Below are 16,651 nucleotides of genomic sequence, written 5' to 3'. Positions count from 1 at the left end.
GCTGGCTATAGTTCGGGCCGTCCTTCCATGACGCGCAACCTGATGAGCCGCGCCCGGCGACGCCACCTCGTCTCGGTACAAATCTACTTGCGCAGTCCTAACGCGGAGTCTGCGCTCGTTGACGGCGATATTCGAGAGCGGGTAGTCCGCCCCATCCCCAGTTGTCGGTATCGACTTCTTCAATCACGACGAACGTCGATTCGAGCGGCTTGTTCAGCACGTCGAGAAGAAGTTTGCTGACGCCCATGATTAGTTGGGCTTTCTCTTCCGCAGTGACAGATTTGGCGCCCGGCTTCGTACCCTCACGGGTGACCTGAATCGTGACGATAGGCATTTCTGTTCCCCTTAGTTCCGTTAAATAGAGGCGCCAACCTCTCGCGCCGATTGCTCAGTGACCAGCGTTTCGACCATCGTCGACATGCGAAATCTCGCCGGTGACAAAAGGCGGCGACTCCAGATGCAGAACGTCGTCGACCATATCGCTTATCCAGCCGACATGAACGATAGGATCAAGCGCGTCCGGGGCAGAGTGAATTTCCAGCGGATGTAGTGGAGATTTGATGACCCCCGGCGAGGCAGGGTTTGCACGGACTCCGCGCTTGGCGCGCTCGATGGCAAGAGCCTTCGTGGCGGCGTTCAAGGCGCCTTTCGTAAGCGAAACCGGTACCGATGGCACGTTGTTGTCCGCGCGCTCGGTGAGGCTTGTCGTGATGCTGACGACATCCCCGTTCGACTGCTTCTCGTTTTGGCCGATAGGGAGATCAGCGAGTTGCGTAATGTAAATCAACCCAGTGAGATTGACCCTCGTAACGACTACGTGGTCCTGTTTCGTATCGCTCGTGAACCCCGTGGAGATCAAGATGCCTGCGTTGTTAGCCACGGTGTCGGGGCCAACCAACCTTGCTGCACCCACGGATACGACGCAGCGGGCGGTCGCCGGATCGACGATGTCGACGTTCGGATCGTCGGTCGGCGCAATCCATCGAGACGTCGCCACCACGCGGTAGCCGCATTGGCGAACGCCCTCTATCAGTTCAGCGCCAATGTCCCGCGATGCGCCGGTAACGACGGAAACCTTTTGCGACGCAGTCACGATGGACTCTCCGGCAATCTTTTTTGGTAACGCCCATGTCATCAATAGAGCTTCCGTTGAACTCATGGTCCTGCAACGCTACTGCGAAGGTTCAACGCCTGTCACGGTGCGAACAATTCGCAATGCAATGAGACACAACAATGCCGATATGGGTAGTCGCTACGTCAGCGTTCGATCCGCCCGCGACCTACACCCTGACAGCAACAATGCATTCAGTTGCCCGCCCTCCCGCGCCACACGATCTAATAATCGCTAGCGATTGCATTAAACCGGTTTTCGACTGCGGGCGCACTAGCACTTTGGTATCAGTTGTCTTTTAGCCAAAGCAATCTAACAATGAGGTAAGCGGCACATGTGCTGTAGAGACAGCAATTCGACGCCCAGCATGGCAGCCCCGCGAAAAACGGCCGGAAGGTGCGCGGACCGGGCGTTAATGCATCGCGGGAAAAACTGCTTTCTGGTTCTGTACATTTAAGAGGACGAACGAGAGGCTATAGTGCCTTGCATGCGATGCCACATTCCGCGATATCGAGACGAAGGAAAGTTAAATAGACGAGCCGGTCAGAGCGGGTACGCCTACTTGTACACAGAAACAGACAAGGAGAATGTATGAAGCGGCATCACGACATTTTTTCAACAGCAACCGAAAAGAATGATCGGAGGGCTGTAAATGCGCATGCGGTCTCGCCGGCAGGCGACTTTTTAGACAATGAAGTCCTGGAGGTTGCTGCTGGCAGGGACGCATGGTCCAAGACATTGATGATACTGTTGACAATGTGCGGCAAGGTTGGTTGCAGCGGGCCCGAGACTGGTGTTCCGCAGTCGCAGACCAAAGACGCTAAAACACCAAATACACAGCCGCAGTCGATAGAGGTCGGGGTTGAGTCGAAAGCGAGCACCCAGTCCGCAGCGATCAAGCTGCTTGAACGCATCAGTGAGTCGAGAGTGCTGATTTCATGGAGCGATCCAACGTCTTGTCGTTACGGTGCGCAGACGTGGGTGTTGTGCGTAGCACGGTGCTCTGGAAACTGCGCGCTTTCCGGGGTAGGAATTCACCCCGGGGAGGAAGTGTTTCGTCCGGTGCAACGCTCGAGAGTTTCGCCAATCAATGCATCGGCAATGATTCTCGCGAAGACAATGTGCGAGGTGATATGAGTAAGCCAGCGATATGGTCCGAGTGAAAAATGTTGGATATGAGTGAAGCAGTGCGGCACGTCAAGCCCGGCACGGAAGGTTTCAGAGAAGTCTAGCAGGCGGAAATTGTTTTGGTTTGAAAAACGGATTGAAATATCCAATCCTCCACGTTTTCACTATTGACAGGTGACTCCATGAAACTCCGATACATCGCACTTTCTGGCGCCGTTGCGGCATCGCTCTCATTCGCGGTGCTCGCACAGACGCCAACAGCGACGGATGTAAATTCCGCGAGGAGAGAACAAATCCGTGCGGTGAAAAAATTCGATAGGATCGCAAATAAAGCGCTTGCCAAGAAGGTTCAAGACACCATATCTAAAGACAAATCCCTGCACGATTCGGACATCGCGGTGTTCGCTACGGCAAAGACGGGAAAAGTCATTCTCGCTGGGACGATCAAGGAAGCTTCGGACGATCAGGTTGCACAGGAGATTGCGGGGAAAGTACCGGGTGTCCAGACGGTGATCAGCAGGCTGGTCGTCGCCGGCGACCACGGCAGTTGATTCACTGGAAATATCGCTTCACACAACGAAGCGCCGCGGCTCAAAACCGGACGGATAAGCTATCCGCAGATTCTCGTGGCTGACCCGGTTGAAGCAGCAAGAGGTCGACGCTCTGAAAAACGAGCTGTGCAGGTCTTTCCTAACTTGAGCTCACGGCTCAACGCATAGGGACGGCCTGCCCTCCGAAGTGCCTTCCAGTGCCCCCTGTCCCGGATAATCACACCATACGCCCGAAATGCGCGGCACGGGACCGCGATACGCCAGCGCGTCGCAGCCCGGTGAGTGTAGCGACAAGTAGGCCGGTTCCACAGCTCATGCAATCGGATCGGCGGTGTAGCCGGCTCCTGGAAGAACATTGGCTATAAGGGCGATGTGCTACTAGCGCACGTCCGCGCAGGCGGTGGCCGAGTTTCGCCCCGCAGCCTGGCGTCAGCGTGAAGCTTGCCGTGTTGGCCGGCCGGTGTGCGGGACGCGCATTGCCAACTTATTTTCTCTGCGGATGATGATAAGCCGACGTTCGTTGACGACCGAGCTTGTGTGAGAACTCAATTTGTGGCGCTGAACGCGCGTTCTTGGTTCAGTTGGATTAAGTTTGGTCGGTCCAGCTTACGCCAATCGAGTCGCACGAGCGCAGCGAAGCCCCTCCGGGCCTTACCTTCCAGCCATCTTCATGGCCTTCATCGTTCCCGCAACACCGAGTATGTTGATGACCCGCTTCAGGTTGTAGGCCAATACCTGAAGACTCATCTCAGTACTTACACGGCCAAGCGTCCGGGTCAGGAAGTGCGCGGGCCCCATCCAGTGTTTGAGCGTACCGAAGACATGCTCAACAGTACTTCGGCGGATCGTCATTGCATCGGGCTTCCTGTCGAGCCGCCGCTGCATGGTTTCCAGTATGTTTTCGTGCTCCCATCGTCGGATGCGGCGATAGTCGCTGGGCGAACATCGGTCCTTGAGGTGACAACGGGGGCAGGCACTGGGCCAGTACACCTGCAGGGTCATGTCATGCTCGACGGTGTTGAACCGATGAATGGCGCGCTCGCCGGCAGGGCACCGGTACACGTCGCTTGTTGAATCGTAGATAAAGTCGGCCTTCGTGAAGAGACCTTTCTTCCTTGATGCGGAGGTAAGTGGCTTGGGAACGTAAGTGCTAATGTTGTCCAGATCGCATGCACGTATCTCCGGGCCGCTGTAGTAGCCACGATCGGCCAGCACCTTCAGCCTCGCTTTGCCCATCGCGTTCTTCGCAGACGTTGCCATCCCGCTGAGTTGACCGTGATCGTTTCCGACGTTAGTCACTTCGTGTGCGACGATCAGATGATGTTTCGTGTCCACGGCGGTCTGAACGTTGTAGCCCACTATTCCGGAGCCTCTTCCGCTTGTTGCCATGGACCGCGCATCGGGATCCGTCATGGACAGCTGTTTGTCTGGTTGCTTCTTCAACTGCTTCCTGACCTGGTCGAGCTCACGCATCTGCTGGCGCAAGCTGGCGATCTTCTCGTACAGGCGCACGGTCTTCACATCGAACCCTGTCGGACTGGTGCGGTCAGCACTTTCAATCAGGTCGAGATATCGCTGAACGCTTTCTTCAATCTGCTGCTGGCGCTTGTCGATTTTGCCCGTCGTGTAGTTTCTGTCGCGGCTGTTCGAAGCCTTGAACTTGCTGCCGTCGATAGCCACCATGTCACCGGACAGCAGTTTCAGTCCGCGACACAGTTCGACGAAACGGCGGCATACGTTACGAATGGCTGGCCCGTTGTCGCGGCGAAAGTCGGCGATCGTCTTGAAGTCGGGAGCCAGACGCCCCGTTAGCCACATCATCTCGACGTTGCGCTGGCACTCGCGCTCAAGACGCCGGCTGGAGGGTATCCGGTTCAGATACCCATAGATATAGATCTTGAGCATCACGCCGGGATGATAGGACGGACGGCCCGTGAGCGCCGGTGTGGTTCCGTCGAAACCGAGATCGTCAAGGCCCAGCTCGTCGACAAAAGCGTCTATGACCCTGACCGGATTGTCCTGACCGATGTAGTCATCGACGCATTCGGGAAGCAGTGCGACCTGCTTGCGGTCATCACCTTCTACGAATCGCTTCATGAGTCACCCGCTCTCAGTGCGTTGATTCAGTTTAGGCGGTCAGGTGCGAGAATGCTGAATCGAAAGCCAACCGCGAGAAGCTCTTGAACCTCTATGTGATCTATACACGAAGTAACCTGATAGTGTTGTCACGACGGCAATACGCTTCGTGGCGACAAATTCAGGACGACGTTGACGACTACATGGCCTCCTTGGGACCTTGGTCACCTGAACAAACCATCGAGTATCTACGGAACGAACATCCGGGGCTTTCTCCGGACGCGGCCGAGCAGGTCCGTGCGCTCCTCACGTCATGTGAATCAACCGCCTCACTTCGATTCGCCATCGGCGACGTTAGCTAGACTGGCGAACCCTCCCTGGCAACAACTGATGCGTTTTCACACAGGCTCGACACAAACGCAACGAGGCCGGGGCTGACTGGGACCGAATGTCACAATTAAAAGACTGTTCGTGTAAGCGGCCGCGGATGGCGCCCGCTTTTGCCAAGACGACAGCAACCTTTTACGTAGGTGACGCTGGAGTTCGGAACTGGCGGAAGCTCACACGGATCTCCTCAGTGAATGCTTGAGGTTGTTCCCATGCAGCAAAGTGACCGCCCTTAGGCAGCCGGTTATAGTGAATCAGCTTCGGATAGGCCTGTTCCGACCAGCTTTTCGGGGCCGCATATATTTCATCCGGAAACACACTGACAGCCACCGGTAGCGAGACGTGCTTGGGTGCAAAGAAGTTGAATTTGTTTTCCCAATAAAGCCTCGCTGAAGAAACGCCGGTGTTCGTCAGCCAGTAAAGCGTAATGTTATCGAGAATATCATCCCGACTCAGGCCTTCGGTTTGTCCTCGAAAAACGCGGGTAATCAGCGCTTGACTGCTGGCGTCATGATCAAGCATCCATGCCGCCAGTCCGATCGGCGAATCTTGAATTCCGTATAGCGTCTGTGGGCGATTTGCCATCTCTTGAGCGTAGCCGAGACCATGCTTGTAGAAGTAATCGAGTTGGTCGAACGCATGCCTTTCTTCGACCGAAAGACTCGTAGGGGCGGGATTCCCGAATTTAAGCGCGTTCGCGACATCGTCGGGAACCGTGGCAGGCATGTTCGTGTGAATGGCGACCAGCTCGGGCGGCGCAATGAGCGCCATTTGCTCTGTGACGGCATTTCCCCAATCTCCGCCTTGGGCTACGTATCGCGTATAGCCGAGCCGTTTCATCAGCACGACCCACGCTCGCGCGATTCGCGCGGGATCCCAACCGATCTCGGTCGGCTTGCCTGAAAACCCGTACCCGGGAAGCGACGGAATTACGACGTCAAATGCATCCAGTGCTGTCCCGCCGTGAGACGTGGGATCGGTCAATGGGGCGACAATTTTCAATTGTTCTATGACTGAACCGGGCCATCCATGCGTGACAATGATAGGGAGAGCGTTGGCGTGTTTCGAACGTGCATGTATGAAATGGATAGTGGTCCCGTCGATTTCCGTGGAAAACTGCGGCAACGCATTGAGGCGCGCTTCGACCTTTCGCCAGTCGTAGTCTGTTGACCAGTAAGTTGCGAGACTTTGCATTGTTTCAAGCTGAACGCCTTGCGAAGCATCCTGAACGGTCTCCCGGTCCGGCCACTTGGTGGCCTTGATGCGCATTCGAAGGTCCGCAAGCTGGGACTCGGTTGCGTGAATGCGGAGGGAGCGAATATCGGATCCCTCTCGGCCTGTCGATTGCACAATTAAATCAGCCTGACGATTGACGTCTGCAAAGGCTAACCGGCTAATCGCTCCTGATGTCACTGCTACCGCCGCAGCCTCTAGAAAATACCGGCGGGATTCACAATGACACTTGAAATATTTTTCCATGATAGCTCCTCGTTGAAAGTCAGATAGAAAGGCCATCCGTCGTCGTGACATAAAAGTGATGAGGCAGTCGCACAGCGATTGCTAATAGAGTTTCGCTTTTCAAGAACATAACTGCGGCCACATCGATGCCAACGTGCAATCGAATAAATGTTCATCCTGACGGGGCAATTATTTCGCGCATCGCTTTTTCCGTAAATACGCCGACAGGAAGAACACTCTTGCTCAGGCGGCAGAAGCCATAGAAACCGAAACGCTTCAAACATCATCAGACGTGCCGGTTTTTATTTCATGATGAGCGGGGCTCTCCGCTAGTTTCCATTTTTTTCGATCGATTTCTGCACAAAGGCGAAGCCCGCGTCCGCGGCGGCCTGGCTGCGACGTTTGCTGCGTCTACGCGCGCCTCGACTCGCTCTTTTGCGCGTAGACGCATCTCGACGCTGCGCGCGCCAGCGCTGAATCGGGCGACGTGCTCGAAGACGGATAGATGAAAGTTGCCGCCGAGCTCGCGGTTGACGCGCGCGAGCAGGTTCAGATTGAAGGCCGCCGTTGCACCGATCGTGTCGTCGTAAGTGGCAAAGAGCGATATCAGGGGCTTCATTAGGTCGGTGCCGGTCAGCAGCGCGTCAACGGGTCCGAGCTCGGTTTGGGAATCCCGCAACAAAGCGCGTGGTTGCAATCCACGCGAAATTGCCGATTCTGCTGCCGAGAAGATGCACGAACACCTGCGCGCTGGACGCGGGCTCACGGCTGACGTCGCCGAGGCGCGCGAAATAGTCGCGCTCATAGCCAGGCGACGATGACGCCGGCGCGAGGTACATCGACGACTTCGGTGACGTAGCGCGTGAGCAGTGGTTTTTCGGCGCGCGTCACGGCGCTCTCGGGCAAAGTGGTAACCACCTCGAACAATGCTGATCCGGTTTCGTGATACGGATGCTTCGAGGGCAACCACGTCTGCGGTGCGTGCGTAAGGCAGTCATCGGCTTCCGCTCCGAAAGCGGCGAGGCCGGTAGTCGGGCGGGAAATAAGGGGGAAGACGCTAAAGGACTCATGCGGGCTCCGGATGGGCACTATTCTGTTTGTACAGGCGTGTCACATTGCCGACGCAACGTCAAACGCCGAAACAGCGGTTCCCGAGCGAAAATGATGGTCTAATCCATCTCCGCACGATCTGCGGAGAACAGGCCCCCCAAGGAGAAAGGGATCAACGAGTCGTGCACAGGTAACAGCAACCCCCCCACAGGAAAGGCGATCCACTGAAAAGACGCGCGAAGCTTGTCGAATCATGAGCGAGGCTGCTGCGACTGGTATATCCACCGAGTTCATTCGATCGCCCAATGCCACGCGGTTTTAGCGATCCTCGCTCACTTTCCCCGTGTATTTGGCGAGATGTCTCTCCACGTCGGGGTTGTGTTGCAATCCGAGATCCATCAAATTCTTGATACTCTGTTGTGCCGCAGGCCGTTGTACGGATGAGATGAACGCATCCCACTCCGGGCCTATCTCGCTATCCGGAGGAAGGCTTGCGACGTCTACAAGGTGTTTGATTTCCGCAATCGATTGCTTATCGAACGATGCAATCCTCCGCGCTAGACCGTCGACGAACGGATCAAGTTGATCGTCTGGAAATGCCCTGTTCACATATCCATAGCGCTCGGCTAGTTCACCACTGATGTCATTGCCGCTCAACAAGACTTCGAGCGCGCGGCCCCGGCCGGTGAGCCGGGGTAAGCGAGCCATGGGGCCTCCGCCGGGAACAAATCCCGCTCCGATTTCGAATTGCGAAAGAACCGCTTTTTGGCTCGCAAAGCGCATGTCGCTAGCAAGCGCCAGTTCACTACCGACCCCGGTCGCTCTTCCACGAATCGACACGATCGAAACAACCGGGGCCCGGCTCAGTCTGGTTAGCATGTCGGGCAATGGCGCCATCCCTGTTCTGCCAGGCGGCATTGCGGTCGTAACTTCAAGTGGTGGTTCAAAATCGTAATGGGTAAGAAAGAATCCGTTAACGGCGCTGTCGAATACAACCACCTTGAGATTTGGATCACTTTCGATTTGCGTGATGACGCTATTTAACTGAGGTATCGACTCAGGGCCGAAGATATTGAACGGCGGGTTGTCTATTGTGACGCGCCAGTAGGCCGGAGTGACCTGAGTAATGTTGAATTCCTGCCGGCGCGACGATGTCGCGGCGCCTTCCTGACTCTTCGAGGTGCTTTGCCGTTCTGCCTGTGCCATTACATTACTGCTGATGAAAAAAGCACAGCAGATCGCAAAAATCGCTATTTTGAGCATGTGCATGGTATTTCCTCTCGCAGGTCGCGAGCATTGGCGACGTTCAAAAGCGCAATTTCCGACGGAAACGCTATCGTCGCTTCAAGGTAACGCGCTCGCGCGATGGCGTGATCGGAGATTACAGGTGGTTCGAGTTGCGAATGGCGTTCACTATCCCCTCCGTGAAGCGCGGATCGCCGTTCTTTACGTCACCCGAAAGCCGAGCAGTTATCTCCTGCAGTATCCAGTTGTTGCCGTCAGGGTCGCTAAACGACGCGTAGGACGCGTAGCTTTTCCTCTGGGGATTGAAGCCGGTCGAAATAAACCGGCCGTCGGCGTGGTGAAATACGCCGCTCGTATCGTGAAACGGCTCGCTAACCGGTACGCCGAGCTGAATAAGCTGGTTCCGCACGGCCTCGATGTCGGATACCACGAGGTAGAGATCACGGGCGGTGCCGGGCTTCGCTGTCGTGACGTTGGTGCCGAAGATTACAGAGCAACTGGAGCCAGGCGGAGTGAATTGAATCACGCGGTAATCGTTTGCGTCCTCAAAGAAGTCAAGATCGAGTCTCCAACCGAGATTTTTATAGAAGCGTTTGGCGCGATCCACGTCCGACACGGGAATGACGATGAGCTCGAGGCTCATGTCATGGGCGATGATGCCGGTGGATTCGGTAGTAGCGGATTTGCTGCTCATGTCCAGTTCCCTTTCGATGGTTGATAAGAAACATATTTGGAGATCGAGCGGCGAGCTAATTCATCGTGGCTCGCTTGTAGTAGTCATTCGATCTCTGCTCGTGATGGACTCTAGGAGAAACGTGTGTTCTGGTCACTAGTACCTTGGTATCTCCTGCCTTGGTATCTAGTGCTTTGGTATCAAAAAGTGCGTCACGTAAAGCAGGGAGCTGGAATATTCGATTCCTGGATATAGACTTCGATCTCAAGTCGATCACGCGGTGCGATTCTTGAGGTGCGTGCAGATGCTGTCTTGAACGACGTTCGGCGAATGATCCGCACGCACGGCAGAAAGCGTGTAAAGCGTATCGGCGTAACGCATTGGTCTAGAGAATATGTCATTTTGAAGCGACAAGAACAATTCGACGGTAATTTCATACAAGCAATGATGGGCCACTTCGAGTGTTGTTATCGCGGCGTGGCCGCTCAGTGGAAATTGTCTGGATACTCGATCCACAGTCGCCTGAACTCAAGCAGTGAGTCAGATTTACTTGTACTCAGGAGAACGTCGATGGACCAGCTTTACATGTTGCGAGCGTTCATTGAAACTGCGAGGCATCGTAGCTTTACGCGCGCATCAGAAGTACTTGGCGTGACGCCGGGCGTTATTTCCAAAGCGATTTCGCAACTGGAGTCGGAAATCCAAACCAGGCTTTTCCACCGGACGACGAGGTCGGTCACATTGACCGACGAAGCGGAAACATACTTCGAGACTTGTACCCGGATATTGGCGGAACTTACGGAAGCGACGTATCGGCTCAGGTGTGAGCGGGAGGCAGACGGCGGTCCCATTCGGATTGCCGTGCATCCGACGCTCGCGAGTGATTGGCTTGCACAATTCCTGTCGGAGTATCGTTCAAAAGCACCTAACGTGAATTTAACGGTGTCCGTGGAGGAGCGAGCAATCGGTCTGTCGAATGGAAGTGTGGACCTGGCCATTCTCCCAACCGACAGCGTTGAGCTGTCGACCATGATTCGTAGGTCTTTGACATCCACGTCCAACGTTTTTGTCGCCAGTCCAGAGTATCTCCGGCTTCACGGCAAGCCCGAGCGGGCCAATGAACTGTCGCAACATCCGCTTTTGCTCCCGCAGCAGATGCAGTCCGGGTCGGGTACGATCGAGTTACTCGAAGACGGTAAGGCGGTGACGGTAGCGACCGGTCCCACGCTGGCTAGCGAAGTAACAGTAGTACACGCCGCGGCGCTCGCTGGCGCTGGCGTCGCCTTGTTGCCCGATGCGGCGATGCGAAATGCGATTCGTACCGGAGAATTGGTTCAGATTTTGATGAATTGCTCAGTACTGGAAGGGGATATGGAAATATCTCTTTTCTACCCATATCGAGACATGTTGCCGCTGCGCATGCGAGTATTCGTCGATTTTTGCATCGATTTCTTTCGAACCGAGTTCTCTGGCAAGTCCTGCGGGACGGCAGTGGCGCGTACGAGCCAGAATTGGCCTCGCGTTGAATTGCCGGTGGCGGCGTGACGGGCGCTCGCGAGGAAACAGTGAGCTCATCCGGCTCGGGGTTTCGCTTAGAAGGGTTTCAAAAAAGGGGTTCGTAGGGGCTGTTAACCCGTGATGCAGCACAGTATCTGTGCGGCCGGACTTTGCCGCTGCCGATTGGCGCCCGGGCCAGTACGGCACGGGAGGTCGATGAGCAGCGACCTTCCTCAACGCTTTACCGTAGTCAACCCATCTGGGTTTGCGACTGCCGAAATGCGGCTTCGGCGTCAGCTGCTGGCGAAGGCTACGCAATTGGCAACAGGCCGGCGTATGGGATCGATTGCACGCGGTGCTGCTGGCGAGGTTGCAAACGATGGACAAGATCGACTTCTCGCGCGTGGTCGTGGATTCGTCCTCGATTCGCGCAGTTGGGGCGGGCGAAAAACCGGTCCGAACCGACCGATCGGGCGCGACCCGGATCCAGGCACCACCTCGCCACCGACGCCAACGGAATGCCCGTTGCGGCAATCCGGACCGGCGCCAATCGTAACCACGTCACCCAACTCGTTCCGCTGATCGAGGCCATCGTGCCGATCGGCGGCAGGCGCGGGCGGCCTGTGAGCCGTCCAGGGCGCGTCTACGCTGACCGCCGTTACGACCACAACAAATACCGACGCGCGCTTCACGAGCGCAGTATTCCCACTAGCATCGCGCGGCGTGGCCATCCGCACGCCAGTGGCCTTGGAAAAGTCCGTTGGGTTGTCGAGCGTACACAGGCCGGGCTGCATCCTCCCCGCCGTCTATGTATTCGCTTCGAAAGTCGCGCAGACATTCACGAAGCGTTCCTCAAACCCGCTTGTTGCTTGATCTGCTGGAACACTCTTCAGCGCGTTCAGCAGTCTTTCTAAAACCGTTTCCAAATCACTACGCTAGCGTATGCGCGGGTGTACGGCTTCACTGTGAGCGTGTTGCGCACGACAGTGATCATGATGGATGCGGCGTGGCTTCCTTGCGGTGCCGATTCGACGTGCAAACCCAGGCAGACGACGGCTACCGACGAATCGTTTAGGGCGACGATTGCCTGGCCACCGAATGCAATCCACTACGATACCGAACCGCCAGGCGTCGCCGGAAACCAATCCGCGAAGCGGATCCCGTTCCGCGGCTAGTTGGATGCTCGTTCGCGACAGTTGCAATCCGCCGTCAGCGTCGGTTCGGTTGCCTGTGGCTGCTGCTCGAAACTGGTCGAACGAGTCACCGATTGCCACTTTTCGAATTCGCGTTCCAGCGTCTTGCGGTGCTCCTCTACGAGGCGGCGCGCATCGCTTCCAAGCAATAGGTGTGTCGGGGGTTCGGGGGCATCGACTATCCGGAGGATGGCCTGGGCAGCTTTGGTCGGGTCACCCGCCTGGTGGCCGCTATACTCTTGCCGACGCTGACGTACAGGATCAAATATGGGATCGTAGTCTGCAATCGAGCGTTCCGAGCGAACCATCGAACGTCCCGCCCATTCCGTGCGGAAGGAACCCGGTGCAACCGCTGTCACACGAATTCCGAGAGCACGTACCTCCTTCGACAACGAATCGCTGATTCCTTCCAACGCAAATTTACTACCGCAGTAATAGGCAATGCCCGGAAGCCCCGTGTGGCCCGCCATCGACGTGATATTGATGATATGTCCGCTGCGTCGACTGCGCATGCCCGGCAGTACGGCCTTGATCATAGCCACCGCACCGAAGACGTTGACTTCGAACTGGCGAATCAGTTCGTCAAGTGGCGACTCCTCGAGAACACCTTCGTGACCATACCCGGCATTGTTGACCAACACGTCAATCGGACCAAGGTCGTCTTCGATCTGGCGTACCACACTCTCGATCGAATCGAAGTTGCGCACGTCCAGAATCACGGCTTTTGCTGCGGTAGCGTGTAACGACTCGAACCTGACGCGGTCCGTTTCGCTGCGTACTGTACCGACTACTCTTTCTCCCGCACACAAGGCCGCCTCGGCAAACGCCCGCCCAAGGCCACCACTGGCGCCCGTGATCAGATAAAGCCGATTACCGTTTCTCATGCTGGCACTCCACGTTAAGAGGTCGATGCGTTAACTTGCTGCGAAGGAGTCTGTTTGTCCTTTGCCCTCCAATCCAGCAGGGCACAGCCTATTAGCAGTGCGCCGGTACCGAAGAACACATAGCGCAAGCCCAGATGCACGCCGATTGCGCCACCGATTAGAGGTCCAATCACCTGTCCCACGTACTGAGACGATTGGAGGTAGCCCAGCATCTTGCCGGATTCGCGTTCGTGCACTGCCTGGCGCACGAGTTTCGCGATCGATGGAAGCAGGCCGGCCAAAGTCATTCCCATCACGCCGCGAAGAAGCGCAAGCTGCCACCACTGCGCAACGAAAGCCTGAGGAATCATCACACAGCCGGTAGCCACGAGGCAGCCGATGATTACGTTCCAGCCGCCGATGCGGTCCGCAAGTGCGCCCAGCCTTGAGGCCATTAGCATGCTTCCGAATGCCGAGGAGGCCATCACGATACCTGCGACCGTCGATAGGCGATCACGCGCAACGCCCAACTGTGCGATATACACCGTGATGATCGGCTCGATCGACATGTTCGAGAGCAACACCATCATTGCAGTGACAAGCAGTGCCGCAAGCTTCAAGTCATTTCCTGCAGGAGTGGAAGCAGATTGGCTTTCTGACACTTCGCGGATCTTCGTTGTTGGTCGGGCACTGAACTCTTCGCGGACCAAAACGATCGTCAAAATCGCAGTGATTGCAATCATGGCTCCGCCAGCGAAAAACGTGCCTCGAATGCCAATAAGATTCGGCAGCGCTCCGCCGATAAGCGGCCCTACCAGGTTGCCCGACAACACGCCGGTCGATAGCACGCCAAGCGCCCATCCTGAACGCTCCGGGGGAGCTTGCGTCCCGATCATAACGATCGACGCGGACGCATAGCCGCCAATCAGTCCAGCCGCGAATCGCAAACCGACGAGCTCATATACGTTGTGGGCAAGTCCTATCATCGACATCACCACTGCCATGCCGACTGCCGCTCGCACCAGCATCGGCTTACGCCCGTACCGGTCAGCGAGCTGGCCCCAGAGTGGCGCGGTCACTGCGGTACCCAAAAACGTCGCGCCGAACGCGATACCGGACCACTGCACAATTGCGGCGGTCGTCCTCACGCCGAGTTGCTGCACGTAAAGGGGCAGGTACGGCAACAACATGCTGAGGCTGACGAGCGTCGTAAATGAGCCGAATACACAAATCGCGAGATTTCTTTGCCAATACTGTGCGTTGCGTGCGGCATACGTGAGCTTTTCGGCCGTGTGCTTGCGCTCATGAGAGGCGGCGTGGACGGTATTTTCCATTGTGGTTGTCGCTGGTACCTCATAGCGCCGGCCGCGAGCGCCTACGTGCAGACGACTGTTAAAAAAAATCTTCATGCACACCGATGGCCATTTCCGAGAAGTCTAAGATCAATCGGCGCGGTAAGAACCAACGCACGGGAATAATTGACTTTCTACGAAGGCAATTGAGGTGCGTCGCGGGGATTACACGTCCTTTATGTGGCAGGGGGAAACGTACACTTCCTACGTGCACCATAATTTCTGCCGTGAAAGAAGCTAAAGTTTGTTGTCGGCAGGGTGGGGGAAGAGCAAATCGCGCAAAGCGCGGTACGGCTTCTTCCATAGATGCTTATTAGATGTCTCTCACGTAAGAATAGGTCGTGATAGAAAGCGCGCGCGTTTCGTAACTGTCGTTGTATCTTTAGTCCTCCATCTTGAATACCGGTAATAGGTAGATAAAAGGAGAAGCAGAATGAATGGACGAGAAGCACTGAAAATGACCGGTGCCGCGATGCTAGTGGTCACCGTGGCTTCGTTAAATGCGTATGCAGAGACCGCGGGTCCAGAAAATGCGAGGTCGGCAGCGAAACAACAGCAGACCAACGAGTTGCACGCGCGATACCGCGCGGCGCGTGCGGATAACCGAAAGCTTGCGCATCAGGTTCGTGTCGCGCTTGTGCACGATGGCCATATCGGAGCGAGTAACATCACCGTTCGCGCCGTCGACGGTGCGGTGACGCTGCAAGGTAGTGTGCCGGGGGCCGACCAGATCGATCGCGCTAGTGAAGTGGCCAAAACGGTTTCGGGAGTAAGTTCGGTGAAAAACGCGCTGTCGATCCGTTATCCGGGTGGGGGCGGTTGAGTTCGGCTCCAAGCCAAAGGCCGAACGCATTGGACGCCCCGGAACGGCAACTTGTTCAACGGGATGTGCCGCGCACTATTCTTCATCCGATACATCCGCGTTCGCTGGTCACATACGCTGAAGGCCGCGCTGGTGCATGTGAGTACGCGAAGGGCGGCGGTTCTACGACCGGTCATATTGGGCCTACGGCTCGGACCGTGAAGAAAAACGCGCGCGGGGTCCTCCTTCTCCGGCCAGAGTGGGTCTTACCGCCGTGTCGGCCAGGTACGCCTCACGCGGGTCCAACCCGCTTGACATCACCGCGGGCGGTGAAAAACGAGCGTCTATATATGATCACGCGGTTCGGACCCATAGGCTCACGCGGTCCTGCTCCTCGCCGAGATTTGCAATGACAGCACGGACACTATTGACCAGCAAACCGCGCAGATTGGCGTCACCCGCTTCCTGATGCTGCCCAGCCGCGCCTTACCGCGGCTGCTATATTGGCCTAACGTAATTCGGATCCACGTTGCGACCCGTTGGCCGTTACTGAAGCAGTGCCCGGCACCGATACTGGCAAGCAACGCACCGGCGGTGGTTGGGCGAATTCCGCGCAACTGCATCAGCCTCTTGCTGCGCACATCCTCACGTGCGATCTCGGTGATCGTACGGTCGTGTTCGAGCAGGCGATCCTCGATATGGCCGGCATGCTTAAGCAGGTCGCTGATGCAAGTGTTGCCTGCGGATGTTCGTCCTTCAGTGGCGCGAAACGCATGCTCGGGCGCGTCACCGCTTCACAGATCGCAGCAGCATCGGTCGCGTCGTTCTTGCCGTGCTTGCCAGACATGCGATCCATGCCTATTGTCACTATCGCATTCGATCTACTTTCCCTCTCGCTGGTGTCGATGAACGTCTGCAATTTCATCCTGGCACACTGATGCCGAATCGCGGCTTCCGCTGCAGCTTCGGGACGGGGAAGTCCCTTTCATTCTCGAGGAGTCGGTTTGGATATGGAACCGGACGAACGAGGCCGGATCGACGCGACTACCGGCTAGACGAACCGACCAGAGTGTCTATTTGTTGTCCCGAGCTCTGAAGGATGCGCAAAGGGCGAAATTGCGTTTATTATTTGGGTTTATCGGCGCGATTTGCGACGCATAAGCCCGCGTATGATTTCTGCATGATACTGTGATTCATCGCGCGGTCGGCGGGGCTGATCTCCTCCAGGACATGAAAGGCAAGAGTCCTTTTGGTCAGGGTTGGTT

Annotated in this window: 14 protein-coding genes and 2 pseudogenes; 5 read left to right on the top strand and 11 right to left on the bottom strand. The window is 56.4% G+C overall.

Annotated elements, in window-relative coordinates; translation table 11 throughout:
* Positions 1 to 97 precede the first annotated feature (97 nt).
* Positions 98 to 334, bottom strand: a complete 237-nt coding sequence (locus LJ655_RS22720; RefSeq protein WP_230563462.1) for a tautomerase family protein — start codon at positions 332 to 334, stop codon at positions 98 to 100.
* A gap of 54 nt (positions 335 to 388) precedes the next feature.
* The gene (locus LJ655_RS22715; protein ID WP_230563481.1) at positions 389 to 1,093 is read right to left on the bottom strand and encodes an SDR family NAD(P)-dependent oxidoreductase; all 705 of its coding nucleotides are present in this window, start codon (positions 1,091 to 1,093) and stop codon (positions 389 to 391) included.
* Between the two features lie 609 nt (positions 1,094 to 1,702).
* Between LJ655_RS22715 and LJ655_RS22710 the strand changes: the two genes are divergently transcribed.
* A complete protein-coding gene (locus LJ655_RS22710; RefSeq protein ID WP_230563461.1) occupies positions 1,703 to 2,248 on the top strand; it encodes a DUF3331 domain-containing protein in 546 nt (181 codons plus the stop codon).
* 173 nt (positions 2,249 to 2,421) lie between these two features.
* Entirely contained in the window at positions 2,422 to 2,790 is a 369-nt protein-coding gene (locus LJ655_RS22705) for a BON domain-containing protein (protein WP_230563460.1), read from the top strand.
* A gap of 651 nt (positions 2,791 to 3,441) precedes the next feature.
* On the opposite strand, the gene LJ655_RS22700 is transcribed toward LJ655_RS22705, so the two are convergent.
* The 6 genes from LJ655_RS22700 to LJ655_RS22675 all read right to left on the bottom strand — a co-directional run bounded on the left by LJ655_RS22700 (position 3,442) and on the right by LJ655_RS22675 (position 9,700).
* The gene (locus LJ655_RS22700) at positions 3,442 to 4,887 is read right to left on the bottom strand and encodes an IS1182 family transposase (protein ID WP_230563459.1); all 1,446 of its coding nucleotides are present in this window, start codon (positions 4,885 to 4,887) and stop codon (positions 3,442 to 3,444) included.
* A gap of 501 nt (positions 4,888 to 5,388) precedes the next feature.
* Positions 5,389 to 6,732 carry an epoxide hydrolase family protein gene (locus LJ655_RS22695; protein WP_230563458.1) on the bottom strand — a complete coding sequence of 448 codons (1,344 nt, stop codon included), beginning with the start codon at positions 6,730 to 6,732 and terminating at the stop codon, positions 5,389 to 5,391.
* 286 nt (positions 6,733 to 7,018) lie between these two features.
* On the bottom strand, positions 7,019 to 7,390 hold the full coding sequence (locus LJ655_RS22690; protein WP_230563457.1) for an L-histidine N(alpha)-methyltransferase: 372 nt from the start codon (positions 7,388 to 7,390) through the stop codon (positions 7,019 to 7,021).
* A 122-nt stretch (positions 7,391 to 7,512) separates the two neighbouring features.
* Positions 7,513 to 7,800 carry an L-histidine N(alpha)-methyltransferase gene (locus LJ655_RS22685; protein ID WP_230563456.1) on the bottom strand — a complete coding sequence of 96 codons (288 nt, stop codon included), beginning with the start codon at positions 7,798 to 7,800 and terminating at the stop codon, positions 7,513 to 7,515.
* 279 nt (positions 7,801 to 8,079) lie between these two features.
* Positions 8,080 to 8,967 carry an enoyl-CoA hydratase/isomerase family protein gene (locus LJ655_RS22680; protein WP_425605832.1) on the bottom strand — a complete coding sequence of 296 codons (888 nt, stop codon included), beginning with the start codon at positions 8,965 to 8,967 and terminating at the stop codon, positions 8,080 to 8,082.
* Between the two features lie 175 nt (positions 8,968 to 9,142).
* The gene (locus LJ655_RS22675) at positions 9,143 to 9,700 is read right to left on the bottom strand and encodes a VOC family protein (RefSeq protein WP_230563455.1); all 558 of its coding nucleotides are present in this window, start codon (positions 9,698 to 9,700) and stop codon (positions 9,143 to 9,145) included.
* Positions 9,701 to 10,249: 549 nt separating this feature from the next.
* Here LJ655_RS22675 and LJ655_RS22670 point away from each other — a divergent pair.
* Complete coding sequence (locus tag LJ655_RS22670) at positions 10,250 to 11,224, top strand: LysR family transcriptional regulator (protein WP_230563454.1); 975 nt, start codon at positions 10,250 to 10,252, stop codon at positions 11,222 to 11,224.
* Positions 11,225 to 11,456: 232 nt separating this feature from the next.
* A pseudogene (locus LJ655_RS22665) lies at positions 11,457 to 12,090 on the top strand (IS5 family transposase); the annotation flags it as partial.
* A gap of 257 nt (positions 12,091 to 12,347) precedes the next feature.
* Here the strand turns inward: LJ655_RS22665 and LJ655_RS22660 are convergent.
* Together LJ655_RS22660 and LJ655_RS22655 are read right to left on the bottom strand one after the other, a co-directional pair.
* Entirely contained in the window at positions 12,348 to 13,253 is a 906-nt protein-coding gene (locus LJ655_RS22660; RefSeq protein WP_230563453.1) for an oxidoreductase, read from the bottom strand.
* Between the two features lie 14 nt (positions 13,254 to 13,267).
* Entirely contained in the window at positions 13,268 to 14,566 is a 1,299-nt protein-coding gene (locus LJ655_RS22655) for an MFS transporter (RefSeq protein WP_230563452.1), read from the bottom strand.
* Positions 14,567 to 15,017: 451 nt separating this feature from the next.
* On the opposite strand from LJ655_RS22655, the gene LJ655_RS22650 reads away from it, so the two are divergent.
* Positions 15,018 to 15,407 carry a BON domain-containing protein gene (locus LJ655_RS22650; protein WP_230563451.1) on the top strand — a complete coding sequence of 130 codons (390 nt, stop codon included), beginning with the start codon at positions 15,018 to 15,020 and terminating at the stop codon, positions 15,405 to 15,407.
* Positions 15,408 to 15,746: 339 nt separating this feature from the next.
* Here LJ655_RS22650 and LJ655_RS22645 read toward each other — a convergent pair.
* A pseudogene (locus tag LJ655_RS22645) lies at positions 15,747 to 16,236 on the bottom strand (transposase); the annotation flags it as partial.
* Positions 16,237 to 16,651: the final 415 nt, after the last annotated feature.

Source organism: Paraburkholderia translucens (genome assembly GCF_020881035.1).
Taxonomy (GTDB): Bacteria; Pseudomonadota; Gammaproteobacteria; order Burkholderiales; family Burkholderiaceae; genus Paraburkholderia; species Paraburkholderia translucens.
This window is presented reverse-complemented; position numbering and strand designations above follow the sequence as displayed.

Coding starts and splice junctions, on each gene's coding strand:
- LJ655_RS22695 (WP_230563458.1), bottom strand. CDS start 6,732: ATGGAAAAATATTTCAAGTGTCATTGTGAATCCCGCCGGTATTTTCTA.
- LJ655_RS22660 (WP_230563453.1), bottom strand. CDS start 13,253: ATGAGAAACGGTAATCGGCTTTATCTGATCACGGGCGCCAGTGGTGGC.
- LJ655_RS22680 (WP_425605832.1), bottom strand. CDS start 8,967: ATGGCACAGGCAGAACGGCAAAGCACCTCGAAGAGTCAGGAAGGCGCC.
- LJ655_RS22720 (WP_230563462.1), bottom strand. CDS start 334: ATGCCTATCGTCACGATTCAGGTCACCCGTGAGGGTACGAAGCCGGGC.
- LJ655_RS22705 (WP_230563460.1), top strand. CDS start 2,422: ATGAAACTCCGATACATCGCACTTTCTGGCGCCGTTGCGGCATCGCTC.
- LJ655_RS22670 (WP_230563454.1), top strand. CDS start 10,250: ATGGACCAGCTTTACATGTTGCGAGCGTTCATTGAAACTGCGAGGCAT.
- LJ655_RS22675 (WP_230563455.1), bottom strand. CDS start 9,700: ATGAGCAGCAAATCCGCTACTACCGAATCCACCGGCATCATCGCCCAT.
- LJ655_RS22710 (WP_230563461.1), top strand. CDS start 1,703: ATGAAGCGGCATCACGACATTTTTTCAACAGCAACCGAAAAGAATGAT.
- LJ655_RS22655 (WP_230563452.1), bottom strand. CDS start 14,566: ATGGAAAATACCGTCCACGCCGCCTCTCATGAGCGCAAGCACACGGCC.
- LJ655_RS22650 (WP_230563451.1), top strand. CDS start 15,018: ATGAATGGACGAGAAGCACTGAAAATGACCGGTGCCGCGATGCTAGTG.
- LJ655_RS22700 (WP_230563459.1), bottom strand. CDS start 4,887: ATGAAGCGATTCGTAGAAGGTGATGACCGCAAGCAGGTCGCACTGCTT.